This is a genomic window from Streptomyces sp. NPDC048018 (genome assembly GCF_043202995.1).
GTDB lineage: Bacteria > Actinomycetota > Actinomycetes > Streptomycetales > Streptomycetaceae > Streptomyces.
In genome coordinates this window covers 1,014,356-1,029,344 of sequence record NZ_JBIDBK010000002.1, presented here as the reverse complement: position 1 = coordinate 1,029,344, position 14,989 = coordinate 1,014,356, and the positions used below count along the sequence as shown (strand labels likewise).

At 74.2% G+C, this 14,989-nt stretch carries 13 protein-coding genes; 10 read left to right on the top strand and 3 right to left on the bottom strand.

Annotated elements, in window-relative coordinates; genetic code table 11:
• Positions 1–20 precede the first annotated feature (20 nt).
• Both ACGF1Z_RS10470 and ACGF1Z_RS10465 read left to right on the top strand, forming a co-directional pair.
• Entirely contained in the window at positions 21–2,663 is a 2,643-nt protein-coding gene (locus ACGF1Z_RS10470) for an alpha/beta fold hydrolase (protein ID WP_393002052.1), read from the top strand.
• On the top strand, positions 2,660–3,511 hold the full coding sequence (locus ACGF1Z_RS10465) for an ABC transporter permease (protein WP_393002050.1): 852 nt from the start codon (positions 2,660–2,662) through the stop codon (positions 3,509–3,511). The genes ACGF1Z_RS10470 and ACGF1Z_RS10465 overlap by 4 nt, the downstream gene beginning before the upstream one ends.
• Before the next feature lie 45 nt (positions 3,512–3,556).
• Here ACGF1Z_RS10465 and ACGF1Z_RS10460 read toward each other — a convergent pair whose 3' ends face one another.
• On the bottom strand, positions 3,557–4,270 hold the full coding sequence (locus ACGF1Z_RS10460; RefSeq protein ID WP_393002048.1) for a DNA-binding response regulator: 714 nt from the start codon (positions 4,268–4,270) through the stop codon (positions 3,557–3,559).
• A gap of 217 nt (positions 4,271–4,487) precedes the next feature.
• On the opposite strand from ACGF1Z_RS10460, the gene ACGF1Z_RS10455 reads away from it, so the two are divergent.
• From ACGF1Z_RS10455 to ACGF1Z_RS10435, 5 genes are all read left to right on the top strand, one after another.
• The gene (locus ACGF1Z_RS10455) at positions 4,488–5,996 is read left to right on the top strand and encodes a von Willebrand factor type A domain-containing protein (protein WP_393002046.1); all 1,509 of its coding nucleotides are present in this window, start codon (positions 4,488–4,490) and stop codon (positions 5,994–5,996) included.
• An 18-nt stretch (positions 5,997–6,014) separates the two neighbouring features.
• A complete protein-coding gene (locus ACGF1Z_RS10450; RefSeq protein ID WP_393002044.1) occupies positions 6,015–6,488 on the top strand; it encodes a DUF1772 domain-containing protein in 474 nt (157 codons plus the stop codon).
• Between the two features lie 280 nt (positions 6,489–6,768).
• Positions 6,769–7,419 carry a ScbR family autoregulator-binding transcription factor gene (locus ACGF1Z_RS10445; protein WP_393002042.1) on the top strand — a complete coding sequence of 217 codons (651 nt, stop codon included), beginning with the start codon at positions 6,769–6,771 and terminating at the stop codon, positions 7,417–7,419.
• 382 nt (positions 7,420–7,801) lie between these two features.
• The gene (locus tag ACGF1Z_RS10440; RefSeq protein ID WP_393002040.1) at positions 7,802–8,671 is read left to right on the top strand and encodes a BTAD domain-containing putative transcriptional regulator; all 870 of its coding nucleotides are present in this window, start codon (positions 7,802–7,804) and stop codon (positions 8,669–8,671) included.
• A 271-nt stretch (positions 8,672–8,942) separates the two neighbouring features.
• Complete coding sequence (locus tag ACGF1Z_RS10435; RefSeq protein ID WP_393002038.1) at positions 8,943–10,961, top strand: GAF domain-containing protein; 2,019 nt, start codon at positions 8,943–8,945, stop codon at positions 10,959–10,961.
• Positions 10,962–11,187: 226 nt separating this feature from the next.
• Here the strand turns inward: ACGF1Z_RS10435 and ACGF1Z_RS10430 are convergent, their stop codons facing one another.
• Complete coding sequence (locus ACGF1Z_RS10430) at positions 11,188–12,399, bottom strand: IS701 family transposase (RefSeq protein ID WP_393002036.1); 1,212 nt, start codon at positions 12,397–12,399, stop codon at positions 11,188–11,190.
• 341 nt (positions 12,400–12,740) lie between these two features.
• On the opposite strand from ACGF1Z_RS10430, the gene crcB (ACGF1Z_RS10425) reads away from it, so the two are divergent.
• The 3 genes from crcB (ACGF1Z_RS10425) to crcB (ACGF1Z_RS10415) are packed head-to-tail and all read left to right on the top strand — an operon-like array spanning position 12,741 to position 13,854.
• The gene (gene crcB / locus ACGF1Z_RS10425; RefSeq protein ID WP_393002034.1) at positions 12,741–13,163 is read left to right on the top strand and encodes a fluoride efflux transporter CrcB; all 423 of its coding nucleotides are present in this window, start codon (positions 12,741–12,743) and stop codon (positions 13,161–13,163) included.
• Positions 13,160–13,510 carry a DUF190 domain-containing protein gene (locus tag ACGF1Z_RS10420; protein ID WP_393002032.1) on the top strand — a complete coding sequence of 117 codons (351 nt, stop codon included), beginning with the start codon at positions 13,160–13,162 and terminating at the stop codon, positions 13,508–13,510. Before crcB (ACGF1Z_RS10425) ends, ACGF1Z_RS10420 begins: the two co-directional genes overlap by 4 nt.
• Positions 13,507–13,854: a fluoride efflux transporter CrcB gene (gene crcB / locus ACGF1Z_RS10415; RefSeq protein ID WP_393002030.1), complete on the top strand. Its 348-nt coding sequence runs from the start codon at positions 13,507–13,509 to the stop codon at positions 13,852–13,854. Before ACGF1Z_RS10420 ends, crcB (ACGF1Z_RS10415) begins: the two co-directional genes overlap by 4 nt.
• Positions 13,855–13,869: 15 nt before the next feature.
• Here the strand turns inward: crcB (ACGF1Z_RS10415) and ACGF1Z_RS10410 are convergent, their stop codons facing one another.
• Positions 13,870–14,949: a 4Fe-4S binding protein gene (locus tag ACGF1Z_RS10410; protein ID WP_393002028.1), complete on the bottom strand. Its 1,080-nt coding sequence runs from the start codon at positions 14,947–14,949 to the stop codon at positions 13,870–13,872.
• Positions 14,950–14,989 lie beyond the last annotated feature (40 nt).

Sequence of the window (14,989 nt, the reverse complement as noted above, 5' to 3'; positions counted from 1 at the left end):
CGGCGCCTAGGCTCGACCACATGCAGCTGCGACTTCCCCGAAAGGGCCTTCCGCGACCCGGTCTGCCGCGGTGGGCCGCGGTCGTCGCCGTCCTCGCCGTCCTCGCCGGCGGCGGCGTCACCTGGACCGCCGTCGCCTCCGACGCGCCCGCACCCGTGACCCGCGCCGACCGGACGCTCGACCTCGACGGCGTCCGCCTCGACACCTCCTACTTCACCGCCGGCGCCGCCGGCCGGCGCCCCGCCGTCCTGATAGGCCACGGCTTCGGCGGCTCGAAGGACGACGTCCGCGCCCAGGCCGAACAGCTCGCCCGTGACGGCTACGCCGTCCTCACCTGGTCCGCCCGCGGCTTCGGCGCCTCCACCGGACACATCGGCCTCAACGACCCGCAGCGCGAGGTCAAGGACGTCCGCGGGCTCGTCGACTGGCTCGCCGGCCGCCCCGAGGTGCTCCTCGACCGGCCCGGCGACCCGCGCGTCGGCGTCACCGGTGCTTCCTACGGCGGCGCGATCTCCCTGCTCGCCGCCGGCTACGACCCGCGCGTCGACGCCGTCGCGCCGCAGATCACGTACTGGAACCTCGCCGACGCCCTCTTCCCCCACGGCGTCTTCAAGAAGCTCTGGGCCGGCATCTTCTTCTCGACCGGCGCCACCGCAGGCGCCGACGGCTGCGGACGCTTCAGCCCCGAGGTCTGCGCCCTCTACCAGCGGGTCGCCGTCTCCGGGAAGCCCGACGCCGCCGCCCGCGCCCTCCTGGAGGCCCGCAGCCCGTCCGCCGTCGGCGACCGCATCAAGGTGCCCGCGCTGATCGTCCAGGGCCAGGCGGACTCCCTGTTCACGCTCGCCCAGTCCGACGCCATGGCGCGGACCCTCACCGCCAACGGCGCGCCCGTCGCCGTCGACTGGACCGCCGGCGGCCACGACGGCGGCGACCGCGAGACCGCACGCGTCCAGGCCCGGATCACCCGCTGGTTCGACCGCTACCTCAAGCACGACACCTCCGCCGACACCGGGCCCGCCTTCCGCGTCAGCCGTACCGGAGGCGTCGACTCCACCGACGGCCGGGCCATCCTGCGCGGCGCCACCGCCGACCGCTACCCCGGCCTCGCCGCCGGTCCCGTCCGCCTCGCCCTCGCCGGCCCGCCGCGCTCCTTCGCCAACCCGGCGGGCGCCGCACCGCCGGCCCTGTCCGCGGTCCCCGGCCTCGGCGGCGGCCTCTCCCAGCTCTCCACCCTCGGCGTGGGCCTGTCACTCGACTTCCCCGGCCAGTTCGCGGCCTTCGACGCCCGGCCACAGTCGCAGCCGATCCGCGTCACGGGCGCCCCCACCGCCAGGGTCCGGGTGACCTCGACCGCCCCCGACGGCTCGGCGGTCCTCTTCGCCAAGGTGTACGACGTGGGGCCGGACGGACGGCAGCAGGTGCTGCCCGCCCAGCTCGTCACGCCGGTCCGGGTCGACGGCGCCGCCAAGGGCCGCACCGTGGACCTCACCCTCCCCGCCGTCGACCACGAGGTGGCCGCCGGACACCGGCTGCGCCTCGTCCTCGCCGCCACCGACCTCGGCTACGCCTCCCCCGCCGCCCCCGCCACGTACACGGTCGGCGTCCAGGGCCCGCTGACGGTGCCGACGGCCCCCGCGGTCGCGACCCAGGCGGCCCCCCTGCCCTGGTGGGTGTGGGGCCTGCCGGCGCTCGGCGTCCTCGCCGCCGCCGCACTCCTGCTCACGGCCCGGCGCCGGACGGCGGCCCCCGCCCCCGACCCCGCCCTCGCCGATGTCCCGCTCCAGATCACCGGCCTGACCAAGAAGTACGCGGGCGGCGACCGGTACAGCGTCCGCGACCTGTCCTTCCGTGTCGAGCAGGGCCAGGTCCTCGGCCTGCTGGGCCCCAACGGAGCAGGCAAGACCACCACCCTGCGCATGCTCATGGGCCTCATCACCCCCGACCAGGGCGAGATCCGGGTCTTCGGGCACGCGATCCGCCCCGGCGCCCCGGTGCTCTCCCGCGTCGGCGCGTTCGTCGAGGGCGCGGGCTTCCTGCCGCACCTGTCGGGCCGGGAGAACCTGCAGCTGTACTGGCAGGCCACCGGGCGCCCGGCCGAGGACGCCCACGTCGACGAGGCCCTGCGCATCGCGAACCTCGGCGGCGCCCTGGAACGCGCCGTCCGCACCTATTCGCAGGGCATGCGGCAGCGGCTCGCCATCGCCCAGGCCATGCTCGGCCTGCCGGACCTGCTCATCCTGGACGAGCCGACCAACGGCCTCGACCCACCGCAGATCCGCGAGATGCGGGAGGTGATGATCCGCTACGCCGCCGCCGGCCGCACCGTGATCGTCTCCAGCCACCTTCTCGCCGAGGTCGAACAGTCCTGCACCCACCTCGTGGTGATGGACCGCGGCGGCCTGGTCCAGGCCGGCCCGGTCGAGGAGATCACCGGCTCCGGCGACACCCTCCTGGTCACCCTGGACGGCGAGGTGCCGGACGAGGTGGTGGAGAAGCTGGGCGCGGTACGCGTCGACGCGGGCCTGCTGGTCCGCCTGAACGACAGGACCGCGAGCCTTCTCATCGGCGAACTCGTCCGCCTGGACGTACCGGTGACCGGGGTCGGCCCGCACCGACGCCTGGAGGACGCCTTCCTGACCCTGATCGGAGGAGAGACCGCATGACCGCCGCAGTCGCCGCCGGCTACGCCCCCGGCCGCACCCTGCCGCTGCGCGTCGAAGCCGCACGCCAGCTGAAGCGCCGCCGCACCCTGGTCATGGGCCTGATCCTGGCGGCCCTGCCCTTCGTCCTGATCGCCGCCTTCGCCATCGGCGGCGGCCCGGACGGCGCCCGCAACGACCGGATCACCCTGATGGACACGGCCACCGCCTCGGGGGCCAACTTCGCCGCGACCTGCCTCTTCGTCTCCGCGGGCTTCCTGCTGGTGATCCCGGTGGCCCTCTTCTGCGGGGACACCGTCGCCTCGGAGGCCGGCTGGTCCTCCCTGCGCTACCTGCTCGCCGCCCCGGTCCCGCGCGCCCGCCTCCTGTGGTCCAAGCTCGTGGTGGCCCTGGCCTTCAGCGCCGCGGCGATGCTGCTGCTCCCGGCGGTCGCCCTGGCGGCGGGCACGGTGGCGTACGGCTGGGGCCCGTTGAAACTCCCCACGGGCGGCGCGCTGCCCGCCTCCGACGCGCTGCTCCGGCTCGCCGTGGCGGTCGCCTTCGTCTTCGTCTCCCAACTCGTCACGGCGGGCCTCGCCTTCTGGCTCTCCACCCGCACCGACGCCCCCCTGGGCGCCGTCGGCGGCGCGGTCGGCCTCACCATCGTCGGCAACGTCCTCGACGCCGTCACCGCCCTCGGCGACTGGCGCGCCTTCCTGCCGGCCCACTGGCAGTTCGCCTGGGCCGACGCCCTCCAGCCCCAACTGGAGTGGGCGGGCATGCTGAAGGGCGCGTCGATCTCGGTGACCTACGCGGTGGTCCTCTTCGCCCTGGCGTTCCGCGGCTTCGCCCGGAAGGACGTCGTGTCGTAGGACGGAGCTCCCGTACCGTGCCGGGCCCCCGGCACGGCGGGTCGGTCACACCCACCCCCTCCGAGCCGCTTCCGCCCCCGCGCGGAAGCGGCTCGTCGTGCCCAGGGCCGTCAGCAGTTCGCCCACGCGGCGGCTGTAGGTGCGCGGGGACATGCCGAGGCGGGCGGCGGCCGTCTCGTCGGTGAGGCCGGCGAGGAGGGCGTCGAGGACGGGGCGGAGCTGCGGGGGGAGGTCGCGGGCGGCCGGGGGTGTGAGGCCGGCCAGCTCCTGGCTCGTGGTCCAGGCGATGTGGTGGGCGCGGACCAGGGCCTGGACCACGACGGGGTCGCGGATGAGGAGCAGGCCGTTGTAGAGCAGTTCCAGGTCCAGGGGGACGGCCGCGACCGTGCGGTCCACCAGGATCATCTTGAACGGGATCGCGTCCGCGACCCGGGCCCGCCCCGGGATCCACGTCGCGCCCACGACCTGGGGGAGGGCGTGGCGCGGCACGATGCGGCGGACCTCGGTGGCCCGCTCCGCCGCCGCTCGCATGCACGCTCCTGCCAGCTCCAGGAACGGCTCGGGAATCGCACGCGAGGCGGAGGCGGCCGGGTCGTCGAAGGTCAGCAGCTCGTGCCGGGCCGAGGCCGCCAGGCCCGCCAGGGCGGCGCTGACCCGGCGGGTGCCGCGGACCGGGCGCCCCGTGGGGCGGGGGAGTTCCGGGCCGGCCCGGCCCATCGCCGAGCGGGCGAGCATCACGGAGCCCGCAGTCTCTGACACCGCTGACCACCCCCGCCCGATCGGTGTGCCACTCCATGTACGCATGCGACTGCGTACGGTGACAACCCCTGTTGACAAAGCTGGCGAGTCCCAGCCACAGCGGCGTGTCCCCGGCGCCGTTGCCGCATTGAGATCCATCCGCAACACCTTCGTCTGCTCCTTCCGGCCCTCCCGGACGTCACATTCACAAGTGCCCGAGGAATAGGGGGAGATGGTCATGACGCGACGGATCGCACGAGCCGCAGTCGCCGGACTGCTCGGTGGAGCGCTGTTGTTGACCGGCTGCGCGGGCGGCTCCGGCGGGGGCGGGCGGACCGCCGCCGACCACGCGGCGAAGGACCGCGGCGCACCCGCGACCGGTGGCGCTCCTGACGCCGCGCGCCCCTCCGGCGCGCCTGAGGCGCCCGAACGGCTGTCCACGTTCGCCCTCGACGTCGACACCGCCTCCTACGGCTACGCCCGCCGCTCGCTCGCCGAGGGGCGGCTGCCCGACCCGGCGGAGGTGCGGCCCGAGGAGTTCGTCAACAGCTTCAGGCCCGATTACCCCCGCCCGAAGGACAACGGCTTCAGCGTCACCCTCGACGGCGCACGCTCGGACGCCGACGGCTGGTCGCTCGTCCGGGTCGGCCTCGCGACGCGGCCGAGCGACGGGGAACGCCCGCCCGCCCACCTCACGTTCGTCGTCGACGTCTCCGGCTCGATGGGCGAGCCCGGCCGGCTCGACCTCGTCAAGGAGTCGCTCGGGCTGCTCGCGGACCGGCTGCGCGACGACGACTCCCTCGCCCTCGTCAGCTTCAGCGACGAGGCCGAGATCCGCCTGCCGATGACCCGGGTCGGCGGCCACCGCGAGCGGATCCACGACGTCGTCGACGGTCTGGCGGTCAGCTCCTCCACCAATGTCGAGGCGGGCGTCCGCACCGGCTACGACGTCGCCGTCGAGGGCCGGCGCAAGGGCGCCACCAACCGGGTCGTGCTGCTGTCCGACGCGCTCGCCAACACGGGCGACACCGACGCCGCGGGCATCCTGGAGCGGATCGACAGGGAGCGCCGCACGTACGGCATCACGCTGTTCGGCGTGGGCGTCGGCAGCGAGTACGGCGACGCCTTCATGGAGAAGCTCGCCGACAGGGGCGACGGGCACACCACCTACGTCGGCACGCCCGAGCAGGCCCGCAAGGTCTTCGTGGACCAGCTGCCCGGCCACGTCGAGCTGCGCGCCCGCGACGCCAAGGCGCAGGTCGCCTTCGACCCGGCGACCGTGCAGGGCTTCCGGCTCGTCGGCTACGAGAACCGCAAGGTCGCCGACGAGGACTTCCGCGACGACCGGGTCGACGGCGGCGAGGTCGGCGCCGGGCACACGGCGACGGCGCTGTACGCGGTCCGGCTGAAGCCCGGGGCGCGCGGGAAGGTGGCGACCGCCACGGTGCGCTGGCTCGACCCGGCGACCAGGGCTCCGCACGAGCGCTCCGGCACGGTGGACACCGCCGCCCTGACCGCGCCGATCTGGGGCGGTGGCCACGACAGCCTTCAACTGACGGCCATCGCCGCCTACTTCGCCGACCGGCTGCGCGGAGGCACCGTTCCGGGCGCGCCGGCCCTGTCGAGCCTCGCCGCCCGGGCCGGTTCGCTGGCCGAGCGGGCCGGCTCGGCCTCGGTGCGCGAGCTGGCCGAGGCGATCCGGCAGGCCGACGGACTGGGCGGTTCCGGTGACCCGTACGCCGGTTGATCGGTCATGATGACGCCCATGGCCGCCCTGCTGCTCGCCCTCGCCGTCGTGTCCACCGGTCTCTACGCGGGATTCATGCTGATCTTCCGGACGGGGGTGATGCCGGCGCTCGCCCGGCTGACGGACGAGGAGTTCGTCCACGCCATGCGACGGGTCAACGAGTACGTGCCGAGGCCGGTGTTCCTCGTGGTCTTCCTCGGGGTCGTGGTCTTCCCGGCGGCAGCGCTGGCCGTACCGGTGGACGGGCGGACCGGCACGCAGACGTGGCTGGTGGTCGCCGGGCTCGTCTGCGCGGTGGCCAACCACCTGGTCACCGTCGCCGGCAACGTCCCGCTGAACACCGCCCTGGCCGCCTCGGAGCGGACCGGTGAGCCGGCCGCCGCGGTCCGGGCGGCCTTCGAGAGGCGCTGGAACGCCTTCCACGCCGGCCGCACCCTGCTGGTCGTGGCGTCCTTCGGGCTGCTGACCGCCTCCGCCGTGGGCACGGGCTGACTCGACCCAGGGGTCGGTTTTCCCGTCGCCCTGCGTGACCGGCGGCGGGAGCCGGCGGTGCGTCAGGTCGGTGCCGAGGCTCCAACCTGACGTTCTCTTCGCTGGAGCTTTTGGCGAATGTGCAGGTGAGAGGCCTGTCGGCGGGTCTGGCGCAATGTGCTGGTTCACCGCGAACGGGCCGTCGGGTATCTTCCACTCGCCGGAAAATAAGGTACCCCTGGGTTTGTTTTCTCGGGCCACCGGGATGCCGGTTCGGGCAAAGGAGAGGGACGGGACTCCCATGGCGAAGCAGGATCGGGCGATCCGCACCCGTAAGGCGATCCTGGAGGCGGCCGCCGCCGTCTTCGACGAGCGGGGCTACGAGGCCGCCAAGCTCTCCGACATCCTGGCGCTCGCCCAAGTCACCAAGGGCGCCCTCTACTTCCACTTCGACTCCAAGGAAGACCTCGCGCACGCGGTGATCGACGCCCAGGTGTCGGTCGTGCCCACGGCGCCGCCGCAGCTGTCGAAGGTGCAGGAGTTCGTGGACGTCGGCATGGTGTTCGCGCACCGGCTGACCCGGGACCGGGTGCTGAGCGGCAGTGTGCGGCTCACCCTCGACCAGGGCGGGCACGACCTCAACCGCAGCGGTCCGTACCGGGAATGGACCGAGATCCTGCTCGGTCTGCTCGGCGAGGCCAAGGAGCGCGGCGAACTGCTGCCGCACGCCGATCCGGCGGAGGTGGCCCCGCTGGTCGTCGGCGCCTACGCGGGACTGAATCTGATGGCGCACGCCGTGGACGGCGACCGCACCTCGGTGGAGCGCTGGGCCTCCTCGCTCTACCACCACTTACTGCCGAGCATCGTGGTCCCGTCCGTCCTGACCATGCTCGATCTGGAGCCCGGGCGCGGTGCCCGCGCCCTCGGCCTGACCGAAGGCGCCCCCTCCTAGCCGCCGCCGGGGCCGAGTCCCGGCCACGGTTCTTCACCTGAGGCACCCTTATGGCGGGCCGCCCGACGCGGCATCATGGGCCACGTGCGGGGAAGAAAGAAAACCGCCGTGGCGGTTTGTTGAAGTCCCTGGCTGGAAGCGACCCGCGCCGGTGCCTGAAAACGTCCCTCAAAGCATACCCGTGGGTCCAGTTACTGGATTCGTGGGTACGTTTCCCCGGGACTTCACACGTTGTTGATGAGAGCAAACTCGGGCATAGGGGACGAAAATCCAGTCCCTGGGGTCCAATGTTTCCGTACCGCCCGGTTTCTTATTGACATGCACCGCGGTCTCTTTTCTAATCATCGAGGGTCATCCCGTGCGCAGACACTGAGGGGGCAAGGTGGACGTCCGGATCCTGGGGGGACTTTCGGTACGCGAGAACGGGGTGTCGATCACCCCGACCGCTGCCGCGCCGCGACGACTGCTCGCCCTGCTCGCCGCCGGTGCCGACCAGATCGTCCCGGTCTCCGTCCTGATGGAGGAGGTGTGGCCGTCCGGCGCCCCGCGCGGTGCGCGCGCCGAACTCCACTCCCACATCCACGGGCTGAGGTCCCTGATCGCCGCGGCGCTGCCGTGCGGCCGCAAGGAGGCGACCGGCCGCACGGCCGAGACCGTGCTGGCCGCCCAGTCCGGCGGCTACCGGCTCGACACCGGCGGCGGCTCCCACGACGTGTGGCAGTTCGAGCGGGCGGCCGGCGCGGGCTACCGCGCCATGGAGGCGGGAGACCTGTCGCGCGCCGCGCTCCGCCTCGGCGAGGCCCTCGCGCTCTGGCGCGGCGAGCCGTACGCCGGGGTCGACGCGGGGCCCCGGCTGCGCGCCGAGATCGAACGCCTGGAGGCCTCCCGGCTGAGCGTGCTCGACCAGTGGGTGGAAGCCCAGTTGGGCCTCGGCCGGCACGGCGAGATGGTGCCGGAACTCGCCGTGCTCGCCGCCCGGCATCCCGTCAACGAGTCGCTGCACGCCCAGTTCATGGTCGCCCTGCTGCGCTCGGGCCGCACCGACGACGCCCTGGAGGCCTACCGGCGCCTGTGCGCGGGGCTCCAGAAGGACGGCGGCCGGGAGCCCTCGGCGCGCCTGCGCCGACTCCACCGTTCGCTGCTGACGGTCCGGGACGCGACCCGGCCCCGCGTGCCGGCGCAGGCCCCGGCCCCCTGGGTGCGGACCCCGGCGGGCGTCGGCGTGCCGGCCGTGGCCGGTGCGGCGGTCTGAACGGACGGCCGCCCCCGGCGCGCCGCCGGGCGCCAACGGCCCCCGGTGGACCGCCCGTCGGCGGTCCGGCGGTGCGGCCGAGACCCCGTGCGTGACGGCCGCTCAGGTGTCTGCGGCCCCTCCGGGGGCCGCAGATGGGGCAGAAGGGGAGCGAACGGGAAGGAAGTGGTCGATCTCACCGTTGACCGTCGTCCATGCCCGATCTAGGTTCGGCCAGCGGTACGGGTTTCCACTGCGGCGCCCGGTTCTGCTCAGCAGCGGGAGTTGAGTCATGTCCAACCACGGCGCGGACGCGGGCGGGGGCGCCGACGCGCTCGCCGTACTGGAGCTGCTCGCCCAGCAGGCACCGCAGGAGCGGTTCACCGCACTCCTCGACAAGGCCCGGGCGGACGATCTGCCCGAGGCGCGAAGGGCCGAGCTGGAAAGGGCCGTCCACCTCGCGACCGGGGTCGGCCACGCACTCGCCCGCCGCGAGCAGCGCGACGCCGGCCTCGACGCGCTCTCCGACACCGCGCGCGACCTGACCCTCCCGTACGACCTGGACGATCTGCTCCCGGTCGTCGTCCGGCGGGTGAAGCGGCTCCTCGACCTGGACGTCGCCTTCCTGACCCTGCGGGACGCGAACGGGCTGCGCGCGCTGCACGCCTCAGACGGCGACCTGGCCGCGCCCGACCCGGCGGCCGGCTGGCCCGGCGTCCTCGACGAGGACGGGCTCGGCGGCCTCGCCCACACCCTCGGCGCACCCGTCTGGACCGAGGACTACCTCGCGGACGAGCGCTTCACCCGGCTGCCCGCCGTCGACGAGCTCGTCCGGGGCGGGGGCCTGCGGGCGTTCCTCGTCGTGCCGCTGCGCGCGGGCGACACCTGCCTCGGCCTGCTCTACGGGGCCGACCGCGCATCCCGCCGCTTCACGTCCGGCGAGCTCGGCCTGGCCGCCTCGCTCGCCGACCTGGCCGCCGTCGCCACGGAGAAGGCCGGCCTGCTCGACCAGACCCGGGCCGAGGTCACCGAGCTCGAACGCGACAGCTCCCGCGCCCGCACCCGCCTCACCCGCATGCGCTACATCGGGGAGGCGCACAGCCGGATCATGAATCTGATCCTGGCGGGCGGCGACCTGGGGAACGTCGCCAAGGCCGCCGGGGACGCCCTCGACGCCTGCGTGCTGATCCGCGACCCGGGCGGCCGCACGCTCGCCTCCACCGGGGAGATCACGGGACTCGACGACGACGCGGTCGCCAAGGCCTCCCTCGACGCCCACGCCGGCCGCCGTCCCGTCCTCACCGGAGACACCGCCGACCCGGCCGCCCCCGAGGAGGACGCCGAGGCCGACCGGACCTGGGTCGCGCCGGTCATCGCGGGCTCCGAGGACCTGGGCGTCCTCGTCGTGCGCGCCGCCACCCCGCTCACCGGCGAGGACGAGCGACTGCTCGAACTCGCCGCCCAGTCCGTCGCCTTCCTACTCCTCATGCAGCGCTCCACGGCCGTCGCCGAGGGCCCCGTGCGCGACGAGCTCCTCGACGACCTGCTGGCCGAGCCGCAGCACGCCCCGCAGCAGATCGCCCAGCGCGCCCGCCGTCTCGGCATCGACCTGCGCAAGCCGCACGTGCTCGTCGTCGCCCGGCCCGAGGGCGGCGAGCAGGGCCGGGCCGTGGTCTGGGCGTCCTCGTACGCGTACCGGATGGCCGGACTGAAGACCGTCCAGGGCGGCTGCATCGTCCTGCTGCTGCCCGGTCTCGACGCATCGGCGGCCGCGAAGGCGGTCGCGGACGAGCTGGCGCCCCTGCTCGGACACCCGGTGTCGGTCGGCGCGGCCGGTCCCGGCTGGAGCCCGGACGGCGTGGGCCGGCTCTACCAGGAGGCGATGCGCTGCCTGGACGCCATGAGCGCGCTGGGCGGCACGGGCGCGGCGGCCTCCGTGGACGACCTGGGCTTCCTCGGGCTGCTGCTGTCCGACGACCACGACGTCGACGGCTTCATCGAGTCGGCCATCGGGCCCGTACTGGACTACGACGCCGAGCGGTTCACCGACCTCACCCGCACCCTGGAGGCGTACTTCGCGTCCGGCGCCAGCCCGACCAACGCGGCCGAGGCCCTGCACGTGCACCCGAACACGGTCTCGCGGCGGCTGGAGCGGATCGGCGAACTCCTGGGCGCGGAATGGCAGAAGCCCGGCCAGGTCCTGGAGGTGCAGCTGGCGCTCCGGCTCCAGCGCACCCGTGACGTCCTCGCCCGCCGGCGCGCCGACCTCGGCGACGGCCGTCCGTCCGCACCGCTCAAGGACGCCCCCTAGGGTCTGTCTTTCGGATCATGCCGGGCTCGCGGCGTCCGGCACGCGCATCTGCGGCGTTGTCGTCGGTCGCCAGGGCTCCGCCATGGCTCCCTCCTCCGCCTTGCAGCTGCACGCACCGGACGCCGCTCCCTGATCCGGCCTGATCCGAAAGACAGACCCTAGGCCGCCCCGGCAGACGCGTACCTACGGGGCCCGGAAGCCCCAACTTCCGGGCCCCGGCCGGGGATCAGCCCGCCGAGCGGCCGTGGACGGAGCCGTACGAGGTGTCCCGGTCGGTGGCCAGCACGGTCGCCGCGTGGGCGGCGGAGGCCAGCGTGATGTGCCGGTGCCAGCCGCGGAACGAGCGCCCCACGAAGTCCCGCAGCCCCGCGCCCTCGCCGACCTGGCGGAAGTCCCGCTCCACCCGGCGCGCCAGCTTCGTCAGCCGCAGCAGCGGGCCGACCGCGGACCCGGTCAGATCGGTGATCCACAGCCGGGCCGGGGAACGCCGCGGGTCGTCCCACTCGCCGAGCAGGAGCAGCGGCCGCTGCCGCTCGCCCGCCGGCACCGGCAGGGTGACCCGGACCGCGGTGGCGAGCGAGGTGCGCGACGTGCGCATCCCGGCCGCCGAGTCCACCCAGCTCACCGGGCGGCGCAGGCCCTTGAGGGACTCCAGGATCTGCAGGGCCGTGAGCGGTCCGGAGCCGAAGCCCGGCAGCGAGCGGTCCGCGACGGTCAGCCGGCAGGACGCGTCGATCTGGGCGACCACCGGGACACCCGCGAGCGCCAGCCGGTGCAGCGCCGCGCGTCCGGCGCCGCCGCGGATGTCCAGCAGCAGCGGCTTGCGGGCCACGTCCGGCCAGCGGGCGGCGTCGAGGGCCGCGTTGACCGCGCACTCCTCCAGCGTCTCCTCGGCCGCACCCTCGGGCACCTCCGCGCGGTCGCGCCGGGTGCGGTCCTTCACCCACGGGTCCGGCAGGAAGAGACGCCAGTTGACCGGGACGCTGATGTCCTCGGAGGCGAACCAGACGCCGAAGGCCTGCTGGCCGCGGAAGACCTGGCCCCGCTCCGGGTCGAAGCGCCGGTCGACGCCGACCGAGTGCTGGCCGGCCTTCGGTATCGGCATCGGCCGGACCACCCAGGCCTGCGGACCGCAGGTCTGCTGCAGATAGCGGGCCAGCTCGGCCCGCATCGGCCGCCAGTCCCACGTGGAACTGGAGATGAAGTGGTGCAGGCTCTGCTCGGCGGCGGGGCCGCCGATCTGCGCGGCGATGTTGCGGATGGACTTGCGGCCCTGCGCGCTCAGCAGACCGCGCAGATACTGCTCGGCCTTCAGGCGCTGGTCACGGCGCGGGAATCCGGAGAAGAGCGCGGCGCAGAGTTCGCCGTACACGTCCTCGCCGGCCGCGTCACGGGGCGCGGCGACGGTCCTGAACCTGGTTGCGACGGATGTACTCACGACACTCCTGCCCTACGGGTTGCGCAGCTCCCTCCCGCTGCACGCTCCACGTTCCCGGTTCCGCGCCGCGGCGACGAGGTGTACCCGGCACCCGTATCGGCCGCCCGGTGGTGGCCGGACCACAACCCCTCCCGCTCACCCCCGCCTCCCGCGATACCCCTGGGGGGATCTGACAGACTCGCCGGACCGGCTTTGACCCGCTCACGGCCGGGCCCGGAACATCGCTTCGAGGCAGCACGGGCCGGGCCCCGGTTAATGCCCCAGGCCGGGGGCCGTGCCTGTGCGCCTCGCTCACGCGGCCCGTGCCCGTCCGCACGGGCCCGTGCGCCTACCCTGGTGCCATGGGGTTCCGCGCTCAGCTGCCGGTCGTCGGGGTGATCGCCCTCGGGGGCGCGCTCGGCGCGGTCGCGCGCTACGGCGCGACCCTCGCCTGGCCGACTCCGGCCGGCGCCTTCCCGTGGACCGTCCTCACCGTGAACGCGGCGGGCTGCGCCGTCCTCGGGGCGCTCATGGTCCTCGCGACCGAGACCGTCACCCCGCCCCATCCGCTCCTGAGGCCCTTCCTCGGCACCGGCGTCTGCGGCGGGTTCACCACCTTCTCCACCTACGCGCTCGACACCCGGCGGCTGCTCGCCGGCGGCGAGGTCGCGCGCGGCATGCTCTACCTGTCGGCCACCGCGGTCATCGCGCTCGCCGCCGTCTGGGCGGGCGCCGTGGCGGCCCGGGCCGTCGTGCGGACCGTCCCGGAGAGGAGGGCCCGATGAGCCGGCTCCACGGGCGGGCGCTGCGCCTGACGGTGCTCGTCGGCGAGCAGCACACCTGGCACCACCGGCCCGTGTACACGGAGATCGTGCACCGCGCGCACGCCGCCGGTCTCGCGGGGGCCTCCGTCTTCCGCGGCGTCGAGGGCTTCGGCGCGTCCTCCCTCGTCCACACCAGCCGACTGCTCTCGCTCGGCGGGAACCTGCCGGTGGCGGTCGTGATCGTGGACACGGAGGAGCGGGTGCGGGCCTTCCTGCCGGAGCTGGAGGAGGTCACGGCGGACGGCGGTCTGGTGCTCCTCGACGCCTGCGAGGTCGTCCGCTACGGCTCAGGGGAGCCGCGCGGGTGAACTGGCTGCTCGTCGTGGCGGGCGCCGCCGTCGGCGCACCGCTGCGCTACCTCACCGACCGCGCGGTCCAGGCCCGCCACGACTCCGTCTTCCCCTGGGGCACGTTCGTCGTGAACGTCGCCGGTTCGCTGCTCCTGGGCCTGCTCACCGGCGTCGCCTCGGCCCGCGCCGGGCTGCTCCTCGGTACGGGCTTCTGCGGCGCGCTCACCACGTACTCGACCTTCTCCTACGAGACGCTGAAGCTGTACGAGTCGGGCGCGCGCGGCTACGCGGCCGCCAACGTCCTCGGGAGCACCGCCGCCGGACTGGGCGCGGTGTGGCTGGGCGTCACGCTCGCGGCCTGAGGCGCGCCCCGCGGGTCAGGCGGGGCCTGCGGCGTCCTCCGCCGGTGCCGGTCTGCGCCAGCCGCCGTCGACCTCCTTGACCGTCTTGTGCGGGAAGCGGCGTTCCGCGTACTCCTTCGCGGGGGAGCCGGGCAGGACGTACAGGGTCTCGGCCTTGTCCTGGAGGGGCCGCAGGACGGTGTCCATGAAGGTCCGGCGGTCGTCGAGGTACGGCCCCAGGACGTCCTCCCCGGCGGGGCAGACGGCCAGGCAGTAGGCCGCCTTGTAGTTCGGCTTGAAGGCGAGGCTCTGCCACATGGACGCGTTCTCGGCGTCGCTGACGCGCGAGCGGAAGTCGGCGGCGTCCTCGCTGTCGGCCACGGTCTGCACGTAGTCGGTGAACCCGGCCATGAACTCGCGGTAGTTGTGCGTCGCGCAGGCGAGGAAGTCGAAGTCGCCGTCCTTGGAGATCGCGCCGATGGGGCAGGCGGCCACGCAGAGCTTGCACTCCACGCAGGGGTTGTAGTCGAGCGGTTCGCCGTACGCGGAGACCTCGGCGTCCAAGAGGACGGTGGCGAGCAGCACGAAGCTGCCGAACCTCGGGTGGATGACGTTGCGGTGCAGTCCCATCACGCCCAGGCCGGCCGCCACCGCGACCGTCTTGTGGGCGACGACCCAGATCCGGCCGGGGAACCGGTCCATCTCCATGGGGAAGGTCGCGGAGGGGTTCACCGCGCGGTACCCGGCGTCCTGCAGTTCCCGTACGAGCGTGCGGGCCGCGTCGTTGACGAGTTCCCCGGCCCGGTGGAACTCGTGGTTGGCGACGCTGCGGGCCGCCGAGCGCACGTCGTCCCGGTTCATGCGGACGACGAGCGAGACGAGCGTCCGCGCCCCGGGCAGCGCCTCCTCGACGTGGGCGCGTTCCCCGGCCAGGTCGGGGTGGTCCAGGCGGACCGCCGCCGCGTCGTCGGCCCCGGCCCGCAGGCAGAGCTCCCGCAGCCGGTCGGCGTCGAGGACGGCAGGCGGTGCGGCGCGCGGCTCCGTCGCGCGGGCCGCCAGCACGGCCTGTACGGACGGATGGCCGGCCAGCCGGGCCGGAAGTCTGCGGGCTCCCATGGAACGCCACGCCCCCTCTGATGGGTCAGTTTGATTTCTG

Bases quoted from the DNA above. Each gene is read 5' to 3' on its own strand.
- ACGF1Z_RS10470 (WP_393002052.1), top strand. From the start codon at position 21: ATGCAGCTGCGACTTCCCCGAAAGGGCCTTCCGCGACCCGGTCTGCCG.
- crcB (WP_393002034.1), top strand. From the start codon at position 12,741: ATGGGGTTCCGCGCTCAGCTGCCGGTCGTCGGGGTGATCGCCCTCGGG.
- ACGF1Z_RS10455 (WP_393002046.1), top strand. From the start codon at position 4,488: ATGACGCGACGGATCGCACGAGCCGCAGTCGCCGGACTGCTCGGTGGA.
- ACGF1Z_RS10450 (WP_393002044.1), top strand. From the start codon at position 6,015: ATGGCCGCCCTGCTGCTCGCCCTCGCCGTCGTGTCCACCGGTCTCTAC.
- ACGF1Z_RS10465 (WP_393002050.1), top strand. From the start codon at position 2,660: ATGACCGCCGCAGTCGCCGCCGGCTACGCCCCCGGCCGCACCCTGCCG.
- ACGF1Z_RS10435 (WP_393002038.1), top strand. From the start codon at position 8,943: ATGTCCAACCACGGCGCGGACGCGGGCGGGGGCGCCGACGCGCTCGCC.
- ACGF1Z_RS10420 (WP_393002032.1), top strand. From the start codon at position 13,160: ATGAGCCGGCTCCACGGGCGGGCGCTGCGCCTGACGGTGCTCGTCGGC.
- ACGF1Z_RS10445 (WP_393002042.1), top strand. From the start codon at position 6,769: ATGGCGAAGCAGGATCGGGCGATCCGCACCCGTAAGGCGATCCTGGAG.
- ACGF1Z_RS10410 (WP_393002028.1), bottom strand. From the start codon at position 14,949: ATGGGAGCCCGCAGACTTCCGGCCCGGCTGGCCGGCCATCCGTCCGTA.